Annotated in this window: 11 protein-coding genes and 3 pseudogenes; 3 read left to right on the top strand and 11 right to left on the bottom strand. The window is 68.3% G+C overall.

Translation table 11 applies throughout. The features are described from left to right. Positions 1 to 281 precede the first annotated feature (281 nt). Positions 282 to 860 (bottom strand): acyl-CoA thioesterase, encoded by a 579-nt coding sequence (locus ACY5KJ_RS08080; RefSeq protein WP_462203091.1) that lies wholly within the window; start codon positions 858 to 860, stop codon positions 282 to 284. Between the two features lie 206 nt (positions 861 to 1066). On the opposite strand from ACY5KJ_RS08080, the gene ACY5KJ_RS08075 reads away from it, so the two are divergent. From ACY5KJ_RS08075 to ACY5KJ_RS08065, 3 genes are all read left to right on the top strand, one after another. Then, complete coding sequence (locus ACY5KJ_RS08075; protein ID WP_462187593.1) at positions 1067 to 1657, top strand: pyridoxamine 5'-phosphate oxidase family protein; 591 nt, start codon at positions 1067 to 1069, stop codon at positions 1655 to 1657. A gap of 137 nt (positions 1658 to 1794) precedes the next feature. After that, positions 1795 to 2961: an acyltransferase family protein gene (locus tag ACY5KJ_RS08070; RefSeq protein WP_462187594.1), complete on the top strand. Its 1167-nt coding sequence runs from the start codon at positions 1795 to 1797 to the stop codon at positions 2959 to 2961. Between the two features lie 58 nt (positions 2962 to 3019). Beyond that, positions 3020 to 3670 carry a TetR/AcrR family transcriptional regulator gene (locus tag ACY5KJ_RS08065; protein ID WP_462187595.1) on the top strand — a complete coding sequence of 217 codons (651 nt, stop codon included), beginning with the start codon at positions 3020 to 3022 and terminating at the stop codon, positions 3668 to 3670. Between the two features lie 47 nt (positions 3671 to 3717). Here the strand turns inward: ACY5KJ_RS08065 and ACY5KJ_RS08060 are convergent. From ACY5KJ_RS08060 to ACY5KJ_RS08015, 10 genes and pseudogenes are all read right to left on the bottom strand, one after another. Then, positions 3718 to 4968 (bottom strand): annotated as a pseudogene (locus ACY5KJ_RS08060) (acyl-CoA dehydrogenase family protein); the annotation flags it as partial. A 62-nt stretch (positions 4969 to 5030) separates the two neighbouring features. Then, positions 5031 to 6857, bottom strand: a complete 1827-nt coding sequence (locus ACY5KJ_RS08055) for a LuxR C-terminal-related transcriptional regulator (protein WP_462187596.1) — start codon at positions 6855 to 6857, stop codon at positions 5031 to 5033. 192 nt (positions 6858 to 7049) lie between these two features. After that, entirely contained in the window at positions 7050 to 7748 is a 699-nt protein-coding gene (locus ACY5KJ_RS08050; protein ID WP_462187597.1) for an AAA family ATPase, read from the bottom strand. Positions 7749 to 7868: 120 nt separating this feature from the next. Then, positions 7869 to 9428 carry a class I adenylate-forming enzyme family protein gene (locus tag ACY5KJ_RS08045; RefSeq protein WP_462187598.1) on the bottom strand — a complete coding sequence of 520 codons (1560 nt, stop codon included), beginning with the start codon at positions 9426 to 9428 and terminating at the stop codon, positions 7869 to 7871. Continuing rightward, positions 9425 to 9562 (bottom strand): annotated as a pseudogene (locus ACY5KJ_RS08040) (thiolase domain-containing protein); the annotation flags it as partial. The pseudogene ACY5KJ_RS08040 and the gene ACY5KJ_RS08045, both read right to left, overlap by 4 nt. Before the next feature lie 62 nt (positions 9563 to 9624). Continuing rightward, positions 9625 to 10383 (bottom strand): hypothetical protein, encoded by a 759-nt coding sequence (locus tag ACY5KJ_RS08035; RefSeq protein ID WP_462187599.1) that lies wholly within the window; start codon positions 10381 to 10383, stop codon positions 9625 to 9627. Positions 10384 to 10535: 152 nt separating this feature from the next. Beyond that, positions 10536 to 12767: a hydantoinase B/oxoprolinase family protein gene (locus ACY5KJ_RS08030; protein ID WP_462187600.1), complete on the bottom strand. Its 2232-nt coding sequence runs from the start codon at positions 12765 to 12767 to the stop codon at positions 10536 to 10538. A 220-nt stretch (positions 12768 to 12987) separates the two neighbouring features. Beyond that, complete coding sequence (locus ACY5KJ_RS08025; RefSeq protein ID WP_462187601.1) at positions 12988 to 15114, bottom strand: hydantoinase/oxoprolinase family protein; 2127 nt, start codon at positions 15112 to 15114, stop codon at positions 12988 to 12990. Between the two features lie 4 nt (positions 15115 to 15118). Continuing rightward, positions 15119 to 15580 (bottom strand): annotated as a pseudogene (locus ACY5KJ_RS08020) (acetone carboxylase subunit gamma). Next, positions 15577 to 17538 (bottom strand): hydantoinase/oxoprolinase family protein (locus tag ACY5KJ_RS08015; protein WP_462203090.1); only part of this gene is annotated, 1962 nt, incomplete at its 5' end. The pseudogene ACY5KJ_RS08020 and the gene ACY5KJ_RS08015, both read right to left, overlap by 4 nt.

Genomic DNA, 17538 nt, shown 5'->3' with positions numbered 1-17538 from the left:
AAGGCCGCCGCCCGCCCGAAGTGCAGTTCCTCGGCGATTGCGAGGAACGAGACGAGATAGCGGAACTCCATGCGGGTCTCCACGGCACCTCCCCGCAGAAAAATATCGTTCCGGAATACCAGCGGAGAAATAGAAAAAACGGACGGTGAAATTCCAGTGTTGATTGGTCACCCAGCCGGCCGGCCGCGGATCGTCGTCAGCCGGCTGGGGCTATGGGTTACCGGCTTACCGGGCCTGCCGGGCCCGTCGGCCTTTGATTGATCATGATAGCTGGGTGGGCGTCAACACCGTTGATTATCTTGCTCGGGGCGAGGAAGGACCGGCCGGGCACCAGACGGCTGGCCGGGAATCGAACCGCCCGCGGCCAGCCCTCCCCCGCCCGCCGCGGACCGCGTCACCGCCGGGGAGGGGGACGCCGGGGACGCCGATGTGGCGATGTCCGCATCCTCCTCGCTCGTCCGCGACGGACCACCGGCGCGGACCGGGAACCACACCGACTCCAGCAGGGCGCGCCGGTCCGGAGGTAGCGGGGTGGGAACGCCGTCGACCAGGTGCACCATGACGGTGTCACACAGCCCCAGGCAGACCTCGTCGAGGAAGAGGCCGGCACTATGCACGAACGACGACGCGCCGATCCGGCTTATCCCGTGGCCGATCTCGTAGGTGGCGGGATAGTGCGCCTCGGCCAGGTAGTGGATGCTGAGCTGTGCGACGACGGGCGTGAACCCGGGCAGGCCACCCGGGTCCTCGGGGCGGAGCAACCGGGTGTGCAGTCTCACTCGGGTGTCCTCGTACAACGAGGCGACGGCGACGTTATTAAGGTGACCGAAGCTGTCCATGTCGCTGAACCGCGTGGGCATCGTCTGGCTCAGAGGGTAGCTGGCGAGGCTGAGCCTCGCCGGATCACGTCTCGGGTCCATTTCGCCACTGTGCCCCATCCGATCCGGCCGTGGAGGGTCAACATTCGGTCTTCTTCGTCATGCCGGCCCGCATCTCCCCGGCCGGTCGGATTCCGGCCAGCCGGAAAACGATGTAACGCTGTCGAGACGAGGCCGATACTGAGGGGATGGGAAAGACCTACGAGCGCATCGACGGTCGGCTCCGGGCGTTCATCGAGGAGCAGGTGATCTTCTTCGTGGCGTCGGCGCCGCTGTCCGCCCAGGGCAGCGTGAACATCTCCCCGAAGGGTCGGGCCGGCACGCTCGCCGTGCTCGACGAACGGACCCTGGCCTACCTGGACTTCGGCGGCAGCCACGCGGAGACCATCGCCCACCTACGCGAGAACGGCCGGATCACCCTGATGTGGTGCGCCTTCACCGGGCCACCGACCATCGTGCGGGTGCACGGCCGCGGCGAACCGGTCTTCCGGGACGATCCCCGCTTCCCCGAGCTGCTCACCCACTTCGACGCCGAGCAGGCGGGCGCCGCCGGGCTGCGCGCCGTCATCCTCGTCGCGGCGGAACGGATCAGCGACAGCTGCGGGTACGCCGTCCCGTTCATGGACTACCGCGAGGAACGGCCACTGCACGCCCAGTATTTCGACCGCAAGACCGACGAGGAGTTCGCCGCCTACTGCGCGTCGAAGGAGTTCAACGGCACGAGCGTCGACGGCCTGCCCGCGCTCCCCCTCCCCCTGCCCGCGCGGGCGACTTCCTAGACCGCTGGTCCGGCTGCCCGACAAGGTCTGCTGTCATGGGGTGAGCGTGCGGCCCGCCGGGTCCGTCCCGGCGATCGCCGGGGCGCCGCGTCTGGCAGCCTGGCGGTGTGTGGTCACCGTGGGGCGGGCTGCGCTCCATGGACCGACTCATCGAGTCCACCCCGCCGTCCCGGGCGCGCGACGTCGACTTCCTGCGCCTGGCGAGCGTCTGTGTCGTGGTGCTGTGGCACTGGGCCCTGTCCATCGACCACTTTCGCGGGGGCGTTCTCGTGATGCCCAATCCGATCGCGCGGATACCGTTCGCCTGGCTCGCGACCTGGCTGCTCCAGGTGATGCCGGTGTTCTTCGTCATCGGTGGCTTCGCCCACCTGGCGGCCTGGGACGCGGCCGGTCGCGCCCCCGGGTCTCCGCGCGGTGATCCCGCGCTTCCCTGGGGCCCGCGGGCGCGGCGCTTCCTGCGGGGGCGGCTGCGCCGCCTGCTGCCCCCGATGGCGGTGTTCGCCGTTATCTGGGCGGCGGTCGACGCCGTCCTGCTGCTCGCGGTCCCCGACTACCCGGGTCTGCTGCGCTATGGACGGGCTGTGCTGGTGCCGCTGTGGTTTCTCGCGGCGTACCTGGGGGTCATCCTGGCCGTGCCGGTGACCGCGGCGGTCCATCGGCGGTTCGGCTGCCGGTTCATCCTGCTGCTGGGCGCGGCCGTGGCGCTCGTCGACCTGGCGCGGTTCGGCACCGGCAGCACGGTGTTCGGCTATGTCAACACCGGTCTCGTCTGGGTGTTCGCCCACCAGCTCGGGTATTTCTGGCGGGACGGCGCCCTGCGCGGGCCGCGGCGGGCGCTGCTGACGGCGCTCTGCGGGCTGGCGGGTCTGGCCCTGGTGACGACGCTCGACGAGTATCCGCGATCGATGGTCGCCACCGAGGGAACCAGGCTCAGCAACATGTTCCCGACAACCGCTGCGATCGCCGTGCTCGCCGTCTTCCAGCTCGGTCTGATACTGCTCGCCGTACCCGCCCTGAACCGAATGCTGACCCGGCGCCGGCCGTGGGCGGCGGTCGTCACGGGCAACGCCGTAATCATGACCGTGTTCCTGTGGCACATGACGGCCCTGCTGCTCGCGATGGTCACGATGCGGGCGGTCGGGCTGCCGATGCCCGAAGAACCGACCGCGGCCTGGTGGGCCGGGCGGCCGCTGTGGGTGATCCTGCCCGCACTCTTCCTGGTGCCGTTGATCGTCCTGTTCGGACCGGTGGAGCGCCGGGCCGCGGCCCCGCGTGAACCGGCACGGGCCGGGCCGGACAACTGAGAACCTGAGTTAGCCAGTATTAACCAGGCGGGCACCGGCTGTCCCGGAAGGCGGTAATGTGCCGACCGTGTCCTTCAGCCTCGAAGAACCGCCGCCAGCAGGATCGCGCCGGGAGCGCATCCTCGCCGCCGTGGCCCGGCTGATGGCCGAGCGCGGGTACCACGGGGTGAGCATCAACGACATTGGCCGGGCCGCGGGCGTCTCCGGGCCGGCGTTGTACAAGCATTTCCCGAGTAAGCAGGCGATCCTCGGCAAACTGCTGATCGGCATTAGTGAACGCCTGCTCACCGAGGGCACCCGTCGCGCGGCCGCGGTGCCCAGTCCGGACGGCACCCCCAGTCCGGACGCCACGCTGGACGCGCTCGTGCGCTGGCACGTCTCCTTCGCTCTCGACTCACCCGAACTGATCCGCGTTCAGGATCGCGACCTGAGCAGCCTGAACCCGGCCGACGCGCACACCGTGCGCCGGCTGCGACGCGGCTACGTCGAGCTCTGGGCCGCCCAGCTGCGCGCCCGCAGCCCCGAACTCGCCGAGGGCACCGCCCGCGCCGCCGTCCACGCCACCTTCGGCCTGCTGAACTCCACCCCCTACAGCGCGGTGACGATGAGCCGGCCGCAGCTGGCGGACCTGCTGCACCAGCTCGGCCTGGCCGCCCTGCTCGCCGCGGGAACGCGGCACCCGGCACCCGGGCCGGCCACCAGCCACTGATGATCTTTCGCGGGGTGCCGGCAGTGTTCTGGCGAGCCTCGCCACTACAGACCCAGTTCGCGCGCGATCAGCATCTTCTGGACCTCGCTGGTGCCCTCGCCGATCTCCAGGATCTTGGCGTCCCGCCAGTGCCGGGCGACCGGGTATTCGTTCATGAACCCGTAGCCGCCGTGGATCTGCGTGGCCTCGCGGGCATTCGTCACCGCCGCCTCCGAGGAGAACAGCTTCGCCATCGCCGCCTCCTTCTTGACGGGCAGGCCGGCGAGCATCCGGGAAGCCGCGTCGTAGTAGGCGGCACGGGCCACGTACGTCCGCACCTCCATCTCGGCAATCTTGAAGGCGATTGCCTGGTTGCGGCCGATCGGCGCGCCGAATGCCTCCCGCTGCTTCGGAGTCGAAATGAAATAACTTGCGCGTTTCGAACCCTCCACAGGCCTGTGACCTGCGATGATGCTCTCGATCGCGTATTTGTTACTTCATTACGTCCCCTTCGCGTATTTCACGCTCTCGTCCACGCAGGCCTGCGCCAGCCCGACGGCCAGCGCGGAAATCGCGATCCGGCCCTCGTCCAGGATCTGCAGGAAATTCGCATAGCCGCGGCCGCGCGCACCGAGCAGATTCTCCGCAGGAACCCGCACGTCGTCGAAGGCCAGCGGGTGGGTGTCGGAGGCATGCCAGCCGACCTTCGAGTAGGCCGGGCCGGCGGTGAAGCCGGAGGTGGGCACCGGCACCAGGATGGACGAGATCTCCTTGCGCCCGGCCGGGGTCCGCCCAGCGACAGCGGTGACGGTGACGAGCCGGGTGATGTCGGTACCCGAGTTGGTGATGAAGGCCTTCGAGCCGTTGATGACCCAGTCGCCGCCGTCGAGCCGGGCGGTGGTGCGGGTGCCGCCAGCGTCGCTGCCCGCCTCTGGTTCGGTCAGCCCGAACGCGGCCAACGCCCGCCCGCTGGCGAGCAACGGCAGCCACTCCTCCCGCTGTGCCGGCGTGCCGAACCGGTAGATCGGCATCGCGCCGAGGCCAACCCCGGCCTCCAGCGTGATCGCCACCGACGAGTCGGCCCGGGCCAGTTCCTCGATGGCCAGGCAGAGGGCGAAGAAGTCGGCGCCCTGCCCGCCGTACTCCGCCGGGAACGGCAGACCGAACAGGCCCATGTCGGCCATCTGCGCGACGACCTCGTACGGGAACGTCTTCTCCTCGTCGTGCCGCGCCGCCGCGGCGGCGACCACCTCGCGGGCGAACGCCTCCACGGTCTTGCGCAGGGCTTCCTGCTCCTCGCTGAGCCGGGTGTCAGGCATCGCTGTCCTCCCCGTCGTGGAAGCGGCACCCGCTACCAGGGCACTCAGGGCTACCAGGGCACTCAGGTCAGGATCCGGCGGCGGCGGGCCTCCGAGACCGATTCCCCGCGCCGAGCGACCCCGAGCTTGGTGTAGATGCTCTTGAGATACCACTTGACGGTGTTGATGGTCAGGCCGAGGTTACGCGCGATTTCCTTGTTCGACAGTCCGCGGTCCAGCAGACGGAGGATGTCGATCTCGCGGACGTTGAGCGATTCTTCGGGAGCGGGGTTCCGCTCGGCCGGGCGGTCGATGATGGGGATCGCCGCCCGTTCCGCGTCCGCGTGGGCCGTGGCGAGCAGCTTGGACAGGTAGTCGGAGGGCACAGTGGGCAACTCCGCCGGCCACCGGCGGCACCGGCTCGCGTCCCGCAACTCGCCAATGATCTTCAGGAGTTCCGGTCCGGCGTCGGTAATGGTGCGCACCAGACCGCGGCGGGCCCCGGCGACGACGGCGGGCACGAGGGTGCGCAGCGCGGTGTCGGTGTCGCCGGTCAGCGAGTGCACCACCGCGAGGTCGATACGCGCGGCCGTTTCGGCGTACCGCCAGGCCACGGAGCTGCTCTCCTGGTGCATCTGGGACAGCAGCCGCAGGGCACCGTCGTAGTCGGCCTGGGCGGCCATGACCCGCGCGCGCATCGCGAGCTGGTAGTGGCGGGTGGCCATCGCGATGCCGTCGCCGCCGCGGGCGACGTCGTCGCCGTGGCGGGCGAGCACGTTCTGGGCGCGCCCGAGGTCCCCCCGGGCCAGGTGCAGCCGCAGGCGTTCGTGGTCGACGGCGGCCGACAATCGAGGCAGGACGAGCTGGCTCGCCGCCTCGCTGCCCTCGTCGAGCAGGTGCCAGACGTCCTCGATCTCACCGCGCAGGGTCTTGATGCGGGCCAGCGTGGAGTAGGTGGCGATCATAAGATCGGCGACGCCGCTTTCGGCACCGAGCTCGTGGCACTCCTCCAGCAGCCGCTCGGCGGCATCGGTGTCGCCCCGCTCGTAGTACAGCCGGCCCAGCAGCGCGCCGGCCAGCCGGGCGGCGTGCGAACGCGGCCCGGCGGCTTCGCGGGCGAGGGCCACGGCTTCCCGGTACAGACGTTCGGCGGCCACCAGGTCAAGCTGGGCGAACGCCGCGAGCCCGGCGAAGCAGCGCCCGTACACGCCGGCGAAAGGCCCGCGGGTGGTGTCGTGGAAGGCGTTGGCCCACCGCTGCCGCGCCTGCGCGGTGTCGTAGGCGAAGGTGTGGATGTCGACGAAGGTCCGGATGTTGGACGACACCGCGACCAGCCACGGCCGGTAGCCGGAGTTCTTCACAATGTAGGGGGCGACCAGGTCAGCAGCGCGGTCGATCCGGTCACCGTAGACGTCGATGCAGGCCTGGACGACATCGGCCTCGCCGAGGATGTCCTTACCGGTGTCGCTGGTGTCATCGGGTGCCAGGGCGGCACGCACGTGGTCGAGCGCGACCTGCGCGGGCTGCGCCCGTTGCAGCAGACAGTTGGCCCAGGCGATCGCGATCTGCAGCCGCGGCCGGCCGGGCAGCAGCGCCGGCGGCAGCTTGTTGACCAGGCCGAGCAGGGTGGCCATTCGGCTGTGCTCCACCAGGTGCATGGCCCGCCGCTCCACCAGATCCACCGCCCCGGCGTCGTTACCGGCAGCCAGGGCATGGGTGACCGCCTCACCGAGCAGACCATGATCAGCAAACCAGGCCGACGCGGTCCGGTGCAGGGTCACCACCCGATCCGCATGATCACGCTCCAGGCGGCGGCGCAGATAACCCGCGAACAGATGGTGATAGCGAAACCATTCCCGGTTATCGTCGAGCGGCCGCAGGAACAGGTCCCGCCGTTCCAGCTCCTCCAACAGCGCCTGCCCCGCCGCTGCCCACTCACCGCCGCCGCCAGATCACCGCAGAGCCGATCACAGACGGAAGTCGTGAGCAGGAAGTCGAGCAGATCCGCGGGCAGCGCATCGAGCACGTTCTCGGCGAGATAGTCACCCAGGGAGTGATGCCGCCCGGAGAAACCGCGGATCAACGCCGACGGGTCGGCGCTGTCACGCGGCGACCCAGCCGTCGGTACTCGACCACAGCCGATGCACGTCCGTGCTGTCGAGATCCAACGCGTTGAGCTCGAGCAGGAAGGCCGCGGACTCCCGATGGTCGAACCGCAGCTGCGTGGCGTCGATCTCCGTCACCTGGTTACGCACCTTCAGCCGGCCCACGGCCGGCGACCGGGTCCGGCTGGTGACGATCAGATGCAGGTTGGCCGGACCCACCTCCAGCAGGAACTCCAACGCGGCAACGGCCTGCGGGGCATCGATGAGATGCCAGTCGTCGAGCACGACCGCCAACGGCCGCCGATGCTCGGCAACCTGATTGACCAGCTCGGTGAGCACATACCGCTGCGCGTCGTCGGAATGCCCCTCCAGCACCTCGACCAGGTCACCGGCCAGGGTCGGTTCGACCCGGCGCACCGCCTCGATGAGATGGCTGAGGAACCACACCGCGTCGTTGTCGTCCCGATCGAGACTCAGCCATGCCACCGGCACCCCCTCGGCGCGCAGCACCCGCTGCCACTGCACCGCCAGCGTGGTCTTCCCGAACCCGGCCGGCGCGTGGATCAAAGCCAGCCGCCGGGCCCGGCCGTCCCGCAACACGTCGAGGAGCCGGTCCCGGCCGACCAGCTGGGTGTCATAGGTGGGTGCCTGAAACTTCGTGGACACGGCCAGCGTGGGACGTGCCTTGGTGTCCATCCAGCTCGCCTCGCTTCCGAGGGCTCCCCGCCCGGCTCCCCTGCCACGCGTTCGTGACGATACTCACAGGCCCTCGAGCTGATTTTCGCACTGGCCGCCCAGGCCGCAATACTTTGGGCGTCACCAACCGGGCCAGCCGGCCCGCAGCGCCTTCTTGTCCAGCTTGCCGTACACGGTGGTCGGCAAGGCCTCGACGACCCGCACGGCCTTGGGCTGCTTGTACCGGGCAAGCTCCACCCGGCAGTGCGCCAGCAGCTTGGCCTCGTCGAACGCACCGGTATCGTCGGGCACGACGAACGCCACGACCGCCTCACCCCAGTCCGGATGCGGCACCCCGACGACCGCGACCTGCCCAACCCCCGGACAGGCCGCCGCCGCGTTCTCCACCTCCGTGCTGTACACGTTCATCCCACCGGTGATGATCATATCGTTCTTGCGGTCCAGCAGATAGACGTACCCCTCGGCATCCATCCGCCCGATATCCCCGGTGTGCAACCACCCGTCCCGCAACGCCTTGGCGGTCTGCTCGGGCCGGCCCCGATACCCCACCATCGTGTACGGCGTGGCGGCGACGATCTCCCCGACCTGACCGCGGGGCAGCTCCCGGCCAGCCTCGTCGACCACCTTGACCGCGGCCATGACGACCGGCTGACCACAACTGGCCAGCCGATGCTCCCCGTCAGGATCAAGACGATGATCCTCACGGCGAAGACGGGTGATGAAGTTCGGCGCCTCCGACTGCCCGTACAGCTGCATGAACACCGGGCCGAGCACCTCCAGGCCCTGCTCCAGCCGCTCCCGGGTGATCGGCGCGGCACCGTACAGGATGGTCCGCAGCGAGCTGAGATCCAACGCGCGGCCCGCCGCCCGGTCGAGCACCCGGTAGATCATGGTAGGCACCATGAACGTGAAGGTCACCCGGTCGGCGGTGATCCGCTCAAGCACCAGCTCCGGGTCGAACCTGGTCTCCAGGAAGTGCCGGGCTCCCTTGAGCATCCCGGCCTGCAGCAGGAAACCCGCGCTGTGCGGCAGCGGCGACATCACCAGCAGCACCTCGTCGTCGAGCAGCCCCATCTCCATCACATGCGAGAACAGATTGAGCGCGAGATTCCGCTGGGTGTGCATCACCCCCTTGGGCAGACCGGTCGTACCCCCGGTATAGACGATCAACCCCGGATCGGTGGGTGCCGGGGCGACCTCCGGCACAGTGGTCGGCTGCCCGGCCAGCGCGTCGCGCCACGCCACCACCCCGCCCGGGCAGTCGTCCGGGTCGGCGACGGCGATGACCGTCTCCAACAGGGGCGGCGCGGGGTGCAGCGCCGCCGGGAGCATCCCCGCATCGGCGAGGACGACCCGGGCCTCACTGTCCCGCAGGATGTAGTCGATCTCGCTGGCCGACAGCATGTCGTTGAGCGCCACCTTGACCGCACCACACCGCAGGATCGCCTGATCAGCGACGATGTACTCGGGCCGGTTGGACATCATCAACGCCACCGACACCCCCGGCCCCACCCCCGCCGCGCGCAGCCGGTGCGTGAGCTGGTTCGCCGCGGCCACGATCTCGCCGTACCCGTAGGTCCGCCCCTGGTAGTGCAGGGCGGGACGCGCACCGAACCGGTCCAACGCGTCGACGAACACCGCTTTCAGGGTCAGGTCACTTTTCCCGGTGAGATCACTCATCGCACACGCTCCAGGACACTCGCATAGTTGGCGACCGCCAGGCCACCCATGTTGAACACCCCGGTGACGGTGGCCCCGGGGATCTGCATCGCCCCGGCGTTACCGGTGAGCTGCAGGACCGCCATCACATGCTGGAGACGGCCAACCGGGGTATGACCCCAGCCCACGATCTCCACGTCGTCCACGCCGAATCCCTTCAGTGCCGGCCGGCGGCCAGGGCGGTGAGCCTGGTCAGCACGATTTCCGGGGAGGCCTCGGTGGGGATCTCACCGAACCGGAACCCACGCTTGGCGGCGGCGTCGACCAGCCGGGCGGCCTCGCTCGTATCGTTCCACACCTCCGCTGGCAGTCCCCCGCCGTAGCGCCGGTCGTCGGGCAGGACGTCGGCTGGCAGGTGCGGCAGGAGCAGCAGGTCACCGGGCAGCTTGGGGTCGAGCTGGTCGGGGCCGGTCACGCCGTTCAGTCGGACCGCGGTGATCCAGCCGTAGTGCCCGGCCGCGGCCAGCAGACTCGACCAGGCGTCGGTCTCGTCCTCATCCGGCCCGCCCGCCGTGTCACAGGTGATCTGCAGCCCCCGGACCGGCCGGTCCGCCACCGAGCGGATCACCTCCAGCAGGCCGGTCGCGACGTCGTCGAGCGCGTCGAAGTCGACCTCCGCACCGGGCGCGAGCAGCCTGCGCGGTGACGGGCAGTCCAGCACCAGGTCGACACGATCGCCGAACTGGTGCAGCAGCGCGTCGAGAGTGTCGGCCAGCACGCGGCGCGGCGCCGGCAGCTCCAACGCCGTACAGACGGCAGCGGCCTCGCTACCACCGGCGAGGTAGCGGGAGAACGGACCTGAGACGTTGACACCGTACACATCGGACCGCAGGAACCGGTGTGCCTGTGCACTCGCCGCGACCAGCGTGGCCGGGTCGTCATACCATCGCTCGGGGCGCCGGCGAAGACCCTCCACACGTACCGGTCGCAGTCCAGCCAGGTCAGGGTGTCACGCCTGGCGTGGATCCAGTCGTCCGCAGCGTTCATCGTTCTCCCGCCGTCCTCATCAGTCCCGCAGCATCAGGATCGGTCCCGCAGCATCAGGCCCGCGCCGTCAGCCCTGCACCGTCAGCCCTGCAGCTCCGCCAGCTTGGCCTCCAGCTGCGCGATCCGCACGTCCTTCGGGTCGGGCATCATCACCGGCACGATCGCGTCCGCGGGGCAGGTGTCCTGCGGAGTGCCGCGGAACAGCACCTGCGGATCGCCCCAGGAGCCGAAGAACGGCACGTCGGCCGGAGGCGTCTCGGTCTCCCACTCCTGGACGAACTCCGCGTACGGCTTACCCCGCCGCAGCCGAGCCGCCCGCTCGGCCTCCCGGGCCGCCGTGGTGCCCTCGGCGTCCACCGCGGCGGTGTCGGGGTTGAGCACCACGTGGTAGATGTCGCGGACGGTGTCCATGGACACCAGGCCGTCGCGGTAGTCGGAAGCCACCAGCTCGGGATCGCGTTCGAGCACGTCCCCGTAGCCACCGCCGGTGCCCTGGGTGAGCATGTACAGCTCGCCGCGCTCGGCGAGCTCGAACTGCATGCCCATGTGATGCGTCGAGTAGGTCGCGTCCGGGAACGGGCGCTCGTTCATCAGTTCCTCGACGGTGTAGCGCAGCAGTTCGCGCTGGTTGTCCATCACCTTGAAGATGTCGACATTCTTGATCTTGCACAGCGGGTAGGTGCCGGGGCCGTAGCCGCCGAAGATGCCGTGCGAGCTGGGGAACTTCGAGCCGATGCTGCACGCCATGAAGCCCCACATGGCGCTGTCCTTGACGGTGGCGATCTGCTGGTGGCCCTGGCCGCCGCGGAACTTGCCGAAGCCCTGGTTGTCCCGCATCACCCTGTTCGGCACTATCTTGAGAATCGGGACTTCTTCCTCGATGAGCTCCTGCTCCCCGATGTCGGCCATGGGCGCGAAGATCGGGGCGACCGCGTGCTCGCCGTCCCGGTTGGACCGCGCGGCCCCGCCCATGCCGTTGAGGTCGGCACACACGTTGCCCACCAGCTCGCCGTGCTGGGTGACGCCACCGTAGATGAACGTGACGATCATGTTGAACCAGCCGGCGATGACGTCCGTAGAGCGTTCACCCGCACTGTAGAGGAGCTTCGGCGTCGCCAGCTGGGCCGCGGTAAAGGAGGGGAAGAACGTCATCATGCTCTGCGCGTTCGGCGCCTCCGGCGAACAGTTCAGCGCCGACCGCGGGTCGGTGAGAACGGTCATCGGCTCGAACACCGCCTGGTTTCGCGGCAGGTCCGGCCACACGAAGGTCAGGAACTCCTGGGCCAGCATGCCCTTCATCGACGAGAGGATCGTGTTGTTGGCTCGGTTCAGGAATTCCGGCGACGAGCCCCGGAAGTCCAGGATCAGCTCGTCGTCCTTCTTGGTCATCGCCAGTCTGATCTTGAGCAGACAGTTCTCGCGCAGCGTCCCGTCCGCGAAGACGTTCTGCCGCACGGTGCCCTCCGGCCACGACCTCAGCCGGCGGCGGACCTCGTCGGCGGTGTCGGTCAGGGTGCGCCGCAACGTGGCGATGACCGCGTCGACACCGTACTCGGCGATGGTGTCGTGGATCCGGTCCCTTGTCCGCATCGCCGCGTACAGCTTGGCCTTCATGCCCTCCAGCTGCAGCTTCGGCTCGCGCACCGAGTTCTGCAGGAAGGTCATGAGGTCACGGCGGAACGTGTAGTTCTCACCGACCTTGATCGGCGAGATCTTCAATCCCTCGTCGAACGGGGATTCCGCCGCCGAGGGCATACCACCGGGTTCGGTGGCGCCGTTCTCCCCCTCGTGGCAGACCGCGCCGGCGAAGCAGATCAGCTGCCCCTCGTGGAAAACCGGGATGAGGATGCTCTGGTCGGTGTTGTGGACGTTGCCGTAGCGGGCGTCGTTGTGCATGAAGACATCGCCCTCACGGACCCCGACCGTCGGCTCATCCACCCAGTACTTGACAATGAACTTGACCGGATGCTGCGTGAGCACCGAGAACAGCAGCACACCACCCATGCTGGACAGGGCGAGGTCGCCCGAGGCCGTCCACACCCCGGAGATCAGGTCACCCCACTTCGCGCCCGGCGCCGCGCCCATCTGCTCGACCATGTCGAAGGACTCGTTACACGCGGTCTGCAGCTTGTGCCGCACCAGGTTGATCTGCTCGGGATCGGTGAACCGCGCGAGCGCCTCCGTTTCGCGGGGCGACTCCGGGGCGAGATGGTGGCTTTGCATGATCTCGGGGTCGGGCCCGAGGAACAGGACGTTTTCTTCGAGGAACTTCTCGACGAGCGACTTGCCGTCAGCGTGGTCGGGCTGGCTCATGAATCTACACCTTCTGGTAAGACGTGCCTGGCGGGCGAGGGCGAGCGGCTTCCCAGGCCCGGCACAGGCTACACGAAACGGACGAGGGGTTGATGACGCCGACTTTGCTGGTTTCCATCAGCCCGACAACGCGTTCTGCTCAGTACAAGAACTTTCCATCAATACGCGCTAGCCGGCCAGCTACGCCATCGGGATGAAACCTCCTGAGCGGGGAGCCCGCTCAGATGGTCCGAACGAGCACCGCGGAGCCGGTGCGGCCGATGGTCAGCTGCCATCCGGGTTCGGCGAGGTAGGTCGTGCTCGGGGTTTCGATCAGGGCGGGGCCCTCGATGACGTGGCCTTCTTCGAGGTCGGCGAAGTCGTAAACGGCGGTCTTGACCGCGCCGTCGATGCCCGGGTAGTGGCATTCCCGCCACCGGGCGGAGTTCGACGCGGGGCGCGGCTCGGCCTGGGTGGGCTGCAGGTCGAACTTGTCGCGTTCGACGTAGCTGACCACGCGGATGACGTTGATGCGCACACCGGCCTCGGGTGCCTGGCTGCCTTCGCCGTACCGCTTGGCGTAGATGCTGCTGAACAGGTCCAGCAGTTTGATCACGTCGCGGTGTGAGGTGAGCCGGTCGAACGGCGACACGACCCCGATCTGGGCGAGCTGGTTGCCGTAGCGCATGTCCAGCTCCACCCGCGAGCGGATGTTGGCGGGGTCGGCGCCCTGGCGGAGGAGGTCGTCGCGGCCCTTCGCGGCGAGTTCCGTCACCGTGTCGTTGAAGATCTGGAAGTCGTCCAACATCTTGCGGGTGGTGGCGTCGTAGACCATCAGGTACAGCGAGTACTCGTGGATGTGCAGCTGGTTCATATTGCCGGCGCCCAGCGCGGAGAACACCGAGCTGAACGGCGGGATCAGCACATTCTGGATACCCAGCGTGTTGGCGTATCCGCAGGCATGCAGCGGACCACCGCCGCCGTAGCTGAGCGCGACGAAGTTCTTCGGGTTATAGCCCTTGACCGCGACCTCCTTGAAGATCGCGTTGGCCATGTTGCTGTCCACCTTGCGCTTGATCGCCTTCGCCGCCTCGATCAGGCTCAGTCCGGTGGGCTTGCAGATGTGCTCCTCGATGGCCCGCTGCGCCCGGCGCAGGCTGAGCTTGATCGTGCCACCGGCGTAGTTGTCCGCGTCGAGGTAGCCCAGCACCAGGTTCGCGTCCGTGGTGGTCGGGAACCGCCCGCCCCGGCCGTAGCAGGCCGGGCCCGGGTCAGAACCGGCGCTTTCCGGGCCGACCTCGATGGCCTCCCACAGGCGGTCGTAGCGGGCGATGGAGCCACCGCCGGCGCCGAGGGTGTGCAGGTAGGTCATCGGGGTGGAGACGAGCCAGCGGTCGATGACCGGGTTGAAGCCGTAGAACTTCACCCCGTCGGAGGTGACCAGGCCGATATCGAAGCTGGTGCCGCCCATGTCGGTGGCGATGACGTTGGGCTGGTGGTAGGTCTTCGACAGGTAGTTGGTGGCCTCCAGGCCGGCGACCGGTCCGGAGTGGATGGTCTGCAGCGAGGAGGTCGAGTTCAGCTGGGCCATGCCGCTGGTGTTGTGCACCAGCAGCATCGGCTTGGTGTAGCCGTTGCGGCGCAGCTCGATCTCCAGCGACGCCAGCCCGTGGTACATCTGGCTGTGCAGGTAGGCGTCGATGACCGCCGACATGGTCCGGGCGTACTCACCCTTGCGGCCGGTCACCCGGTGCGACAGCACGATCGGGATCGCCCCCAGCATGTGCGTGGGGTACTCCTCGAGGATGATCCGCTCGACTTCCTTCTCGTGGGCCGGGTTGATCACCGCGTTGACCAGCGCGACCACGAACGCCTGCGCGCCCTCGTCCACCAGCTTGCGCACCTGGCGGCGCACGTCGTCCTCGTCGATGGACAGCACCGCCGTGCCGCCGTAGTCGATGCGTTCCTGCACTCCGGCGATCCGGGTCACCGGCACCAGCGACACCGGCCGGTCCGCGGCGGGCAGGTCGGACTGCTGGGCCTCGGTCAGCCCATCGCCGTAGCCACGGGCCCGCATCAGCGGCACGGTCGATTCGAAACCGGCGGTGGTGAGGATGCCGACCGCCGGACCGCTGCGTTCGATGAGCGCGTTCGTCCCGAGGGTCGTGGCGTAACGCACCGCGTCGACGGTCGAAAGCACCGTCTGCACATCCAGGCCGGCCTGGGCGCTGGCCTTTGCCAGGGCATCCATGAACCCGGAGGCGAGGTTGTGGTGCGTGGTCAGCGACTTCGCCTCGATGTAGGCGTCGTCGTAGACAAGAAAGCAGTCGGTGAACGTACCACCGATGTCAACGCTTACCTGCCGCATGTCCCTAGCCCTCCACATCGCTGAGGTGACGACGCTTCAACGCGTCGATATCGAGTTCGAGGTCGTGTGTCAACGGATGACCAGGCGGCAGGTACTCGTTCTCCACCTGCGTCCCGCAACCCGGGCAGTAGAACTCGACGATCCGGCACCAGGCCGGGTCGGGGGCGTAGGTGAACTCGTAGCTCTCGTCCAGGATCGGCCGGTGAATCTCCCGCGGGTCACGGTTGTAGACCAGCAGCCCGGTCTTGGGGGACGTAATGAAGTAACAAATACGTGATCGAGAGCATCATCGCAGGTCACAGGCCTGTGGAGGGTTCGAAACGCGCAAGTTATTTCATTTCGACTCCTTGTAGTTCTCGCGGGCGTTCGCGATGTCCTGTCCGCACACCCGGCAGGTCCATCGCTCGGTCGCCAGATTAATCGCGAGATACTCGGTGATGTTCACGGTGGACTGCTGCTCGCTCACTGCTGGGCCTCCAGGATCAGGTCAGAGTTGCTGCTCACCCGGAACCCCCACCCGGGCTCGATCAGACAGGTCAGATAGTCACCCGCGACCAGCGCCGGCCCCGCGGCTCCCTGCCCCGGCCCCAGATTCTCCGGACGGTAGACCGCAATCTCCTGCTCGTTACCGTCAGCGAAATGGATACGACGCGATCCGTCCGCGGCCGCCGGCTGCACCGTGGCGTGTTCGTCGGCCACGAGCTCGAAGGTCGGCAGCGGATACCAGGCCCGCACCACCAGCTGATCGGCCTGCCCGGGAGACGACCCGTCGGTCCACGTCTCGTCCCGCAACACGCCGTCGACGATGAATCGACCGCGGGTCTCGACAGTGCATTCGTCGATGGACACGCCTTCACCGAACATGTCACGCCGCGCGCGGGTCAGCAGATCGTCCCGGGCCGCCTTCACCTCGACGTCGACGCCCGGCATCGGCACGCTGTACTCGTGCGCCAACCCGCTGAAACCGATACCGAACGCGCTGAACACCGCCGACAGATGCGGCACGATCACCCGCGCGATCCCCGCCGCCCGCGCGATCCCCGAGGCAAGCACCGGACCGGCGCCACCGAAGGCCAGCAGCGTGGCCTCACCCGGCTCACGACCCGCCGCGGAGATCATCTCCTTGACCGCGGCCCCCGCCTGCTCCTCGAACACCCGCAACACCGCGAGCGCCGCGGCCTGCGCCGACAACGACAGCGGCTCCCCAACATGGGTCAGCAACGCCCGCTCCGCCCGGGCCGGGTCCAACTTCAGATCCCCACCCAGATAGTTGTCCGGGTCCAACACCCCGGCAAGCAGCAGGGCATCGGTCACCGTCGCATCGGTGCCACCACGGCCGAAAGACGCCGGGCCGGGCGCGGCACCCACACTGCGCGGACCGATCTGAATCTGACCGTCGACGACCTGGACTACCGAACTGCCACCCAGCCCGACACTGCTCAGGTCCGGAATCGGCAGCGAGGTCTGCGCCGAATCGACCCGGCCGTGCGCGTGCACCGTCAGGGCCTTGTCCACCACGACCGACACGTCGGTCGTGGTGCCACCCACGTCCACCCCGACCAGCACGTCCGCGTCATAGAGCGAGGCGTAGGCGACGCTGCCCTCCAGCCCACCCCGCGGCCCGGAACCCCACGTCTTCAACGCCGTGGTCTTGGCCACCCGGGCCGAGTCCCCGTCATTCCGGAAGATCAGCAGCGGGCGGGCCAGCCCGTTCTCCCGGCACGCCTTCTCCGCGCCGTAGAGGAAGTGCTCCATCCCCGGGTGCAGGTAGGAGTTCAGCACCGCGGTCAGCACCCGCCGCGCGTCGTCGACGTCGTGCACAAGCTCATGCGACAGGGTGAACGGGACCGCGCCCAGCAGATGCCGCGGGTACCGCTCCAACAACAGATTCTTGATCGCCCGCTCCGCCGCCGCGCTCCGCAGCGCAATCACGATCCGCGAGGTACTCGTCGCCAACAGTTCGTTGATCGCCGTCGTGAACTCCGCCAAGCCCACCGACCCGTCGGCGCCCACCGCGATCCCGACCGGGGGATGCGGCACCAGGGCCTGCCACAGCGAGGCGTCGACCAGCCTCACAATGCCATAGACATCTTCCTCCGCACCGCTGTCGACCAGCAGGGCGACCGGTGCGCCCTTCCGCTCGACCACGGCGTTCGTACCCGACGTCGTCGAATAGCGCAGATACTCCGTCTCGCGCAACAGACGAGCGGTGTCCTCCTCGCCATACAGCCGGTCGGACACCGTCCGCAGCCCATCGACGAAACACTGCGTTAAATCGTGCGGGGTCGTCGGCGTCTTCGCATGCACGATGCGTTCACCGTCCGTCACACACACATCGGTGAACGTGCCACCGTTGTCGATATTGACCAGGATTCCCAGTAAACATTCACGTAGATTCGTGATCTTGCGGTGAGTGGTTGGTGT

The sequence above is a fragment of the Frankia sp. CcWB3 genome (genome assembly GCF_977927595.1).
Note: the sequence above shows the minus strand (reverse complement) of the source record. Positions and strands in the feature narration are given on the sequence as shown.

What these genes read in the sequence shown, in the direction of transcription:
- ACY5KJ_RS08045 (WP_462187598.1), bottom strand. Translation starts at nt 9,428, where the DNA reads ATGAGTGATCTCACCGGGAAAAGTGACCTGACCCTGAAAGCGGTGTTC.
- ACY5KJ_RS08025 (WP_462187601.1), bottom strand. Translation starts at nt 15,114, where the DNA reads ATGCGGCAGGTAAGCGTTGACATCGGTGGTACGTTCACCGACTGCTTT.
- ACY5KJ_RS08080 (WP_462203091.1), bottom strand. Translation starts at nt 860, where the DNA reads ATGCCCACGCGGTTCAGCGACATGGACAGCTTCGGTCACCTTAATAAC.
- ACY5KJ_RS08050 (WP_462187597.1), bottom strand. Translation starts at nt 7,748, where the DNA reads ATGGACACCAAGGCACGTCCCACGCTGGCCGTGTCCACGAAGTTTCAG.
- ACY5KJ_RS08070 (WP_462187594.1), top strand. Translation starts at nt 1,795, where the DNA reads ATGGACCGACTCATCGAGTCCACCCCGCCGTCCCGGGCGCGCGACGTC.
- ACY5KJ_RS08075 (WP_462187593.1), top strand. Translation starts at nt 1,067, where the DNA reads ATGGGAAAGACCTACGAGCGCATCGACGGTCGGCTCCGGGCGTTCATC.
- ACY5KJ_RS08030 (WP_462187600.1), bottom strand. Translation starts at nt 12,767, where the DNA reads ATGAGCCAGCCCGACCACGCTGACGGCAAGTCGCTCGTCGAGAAGTTC.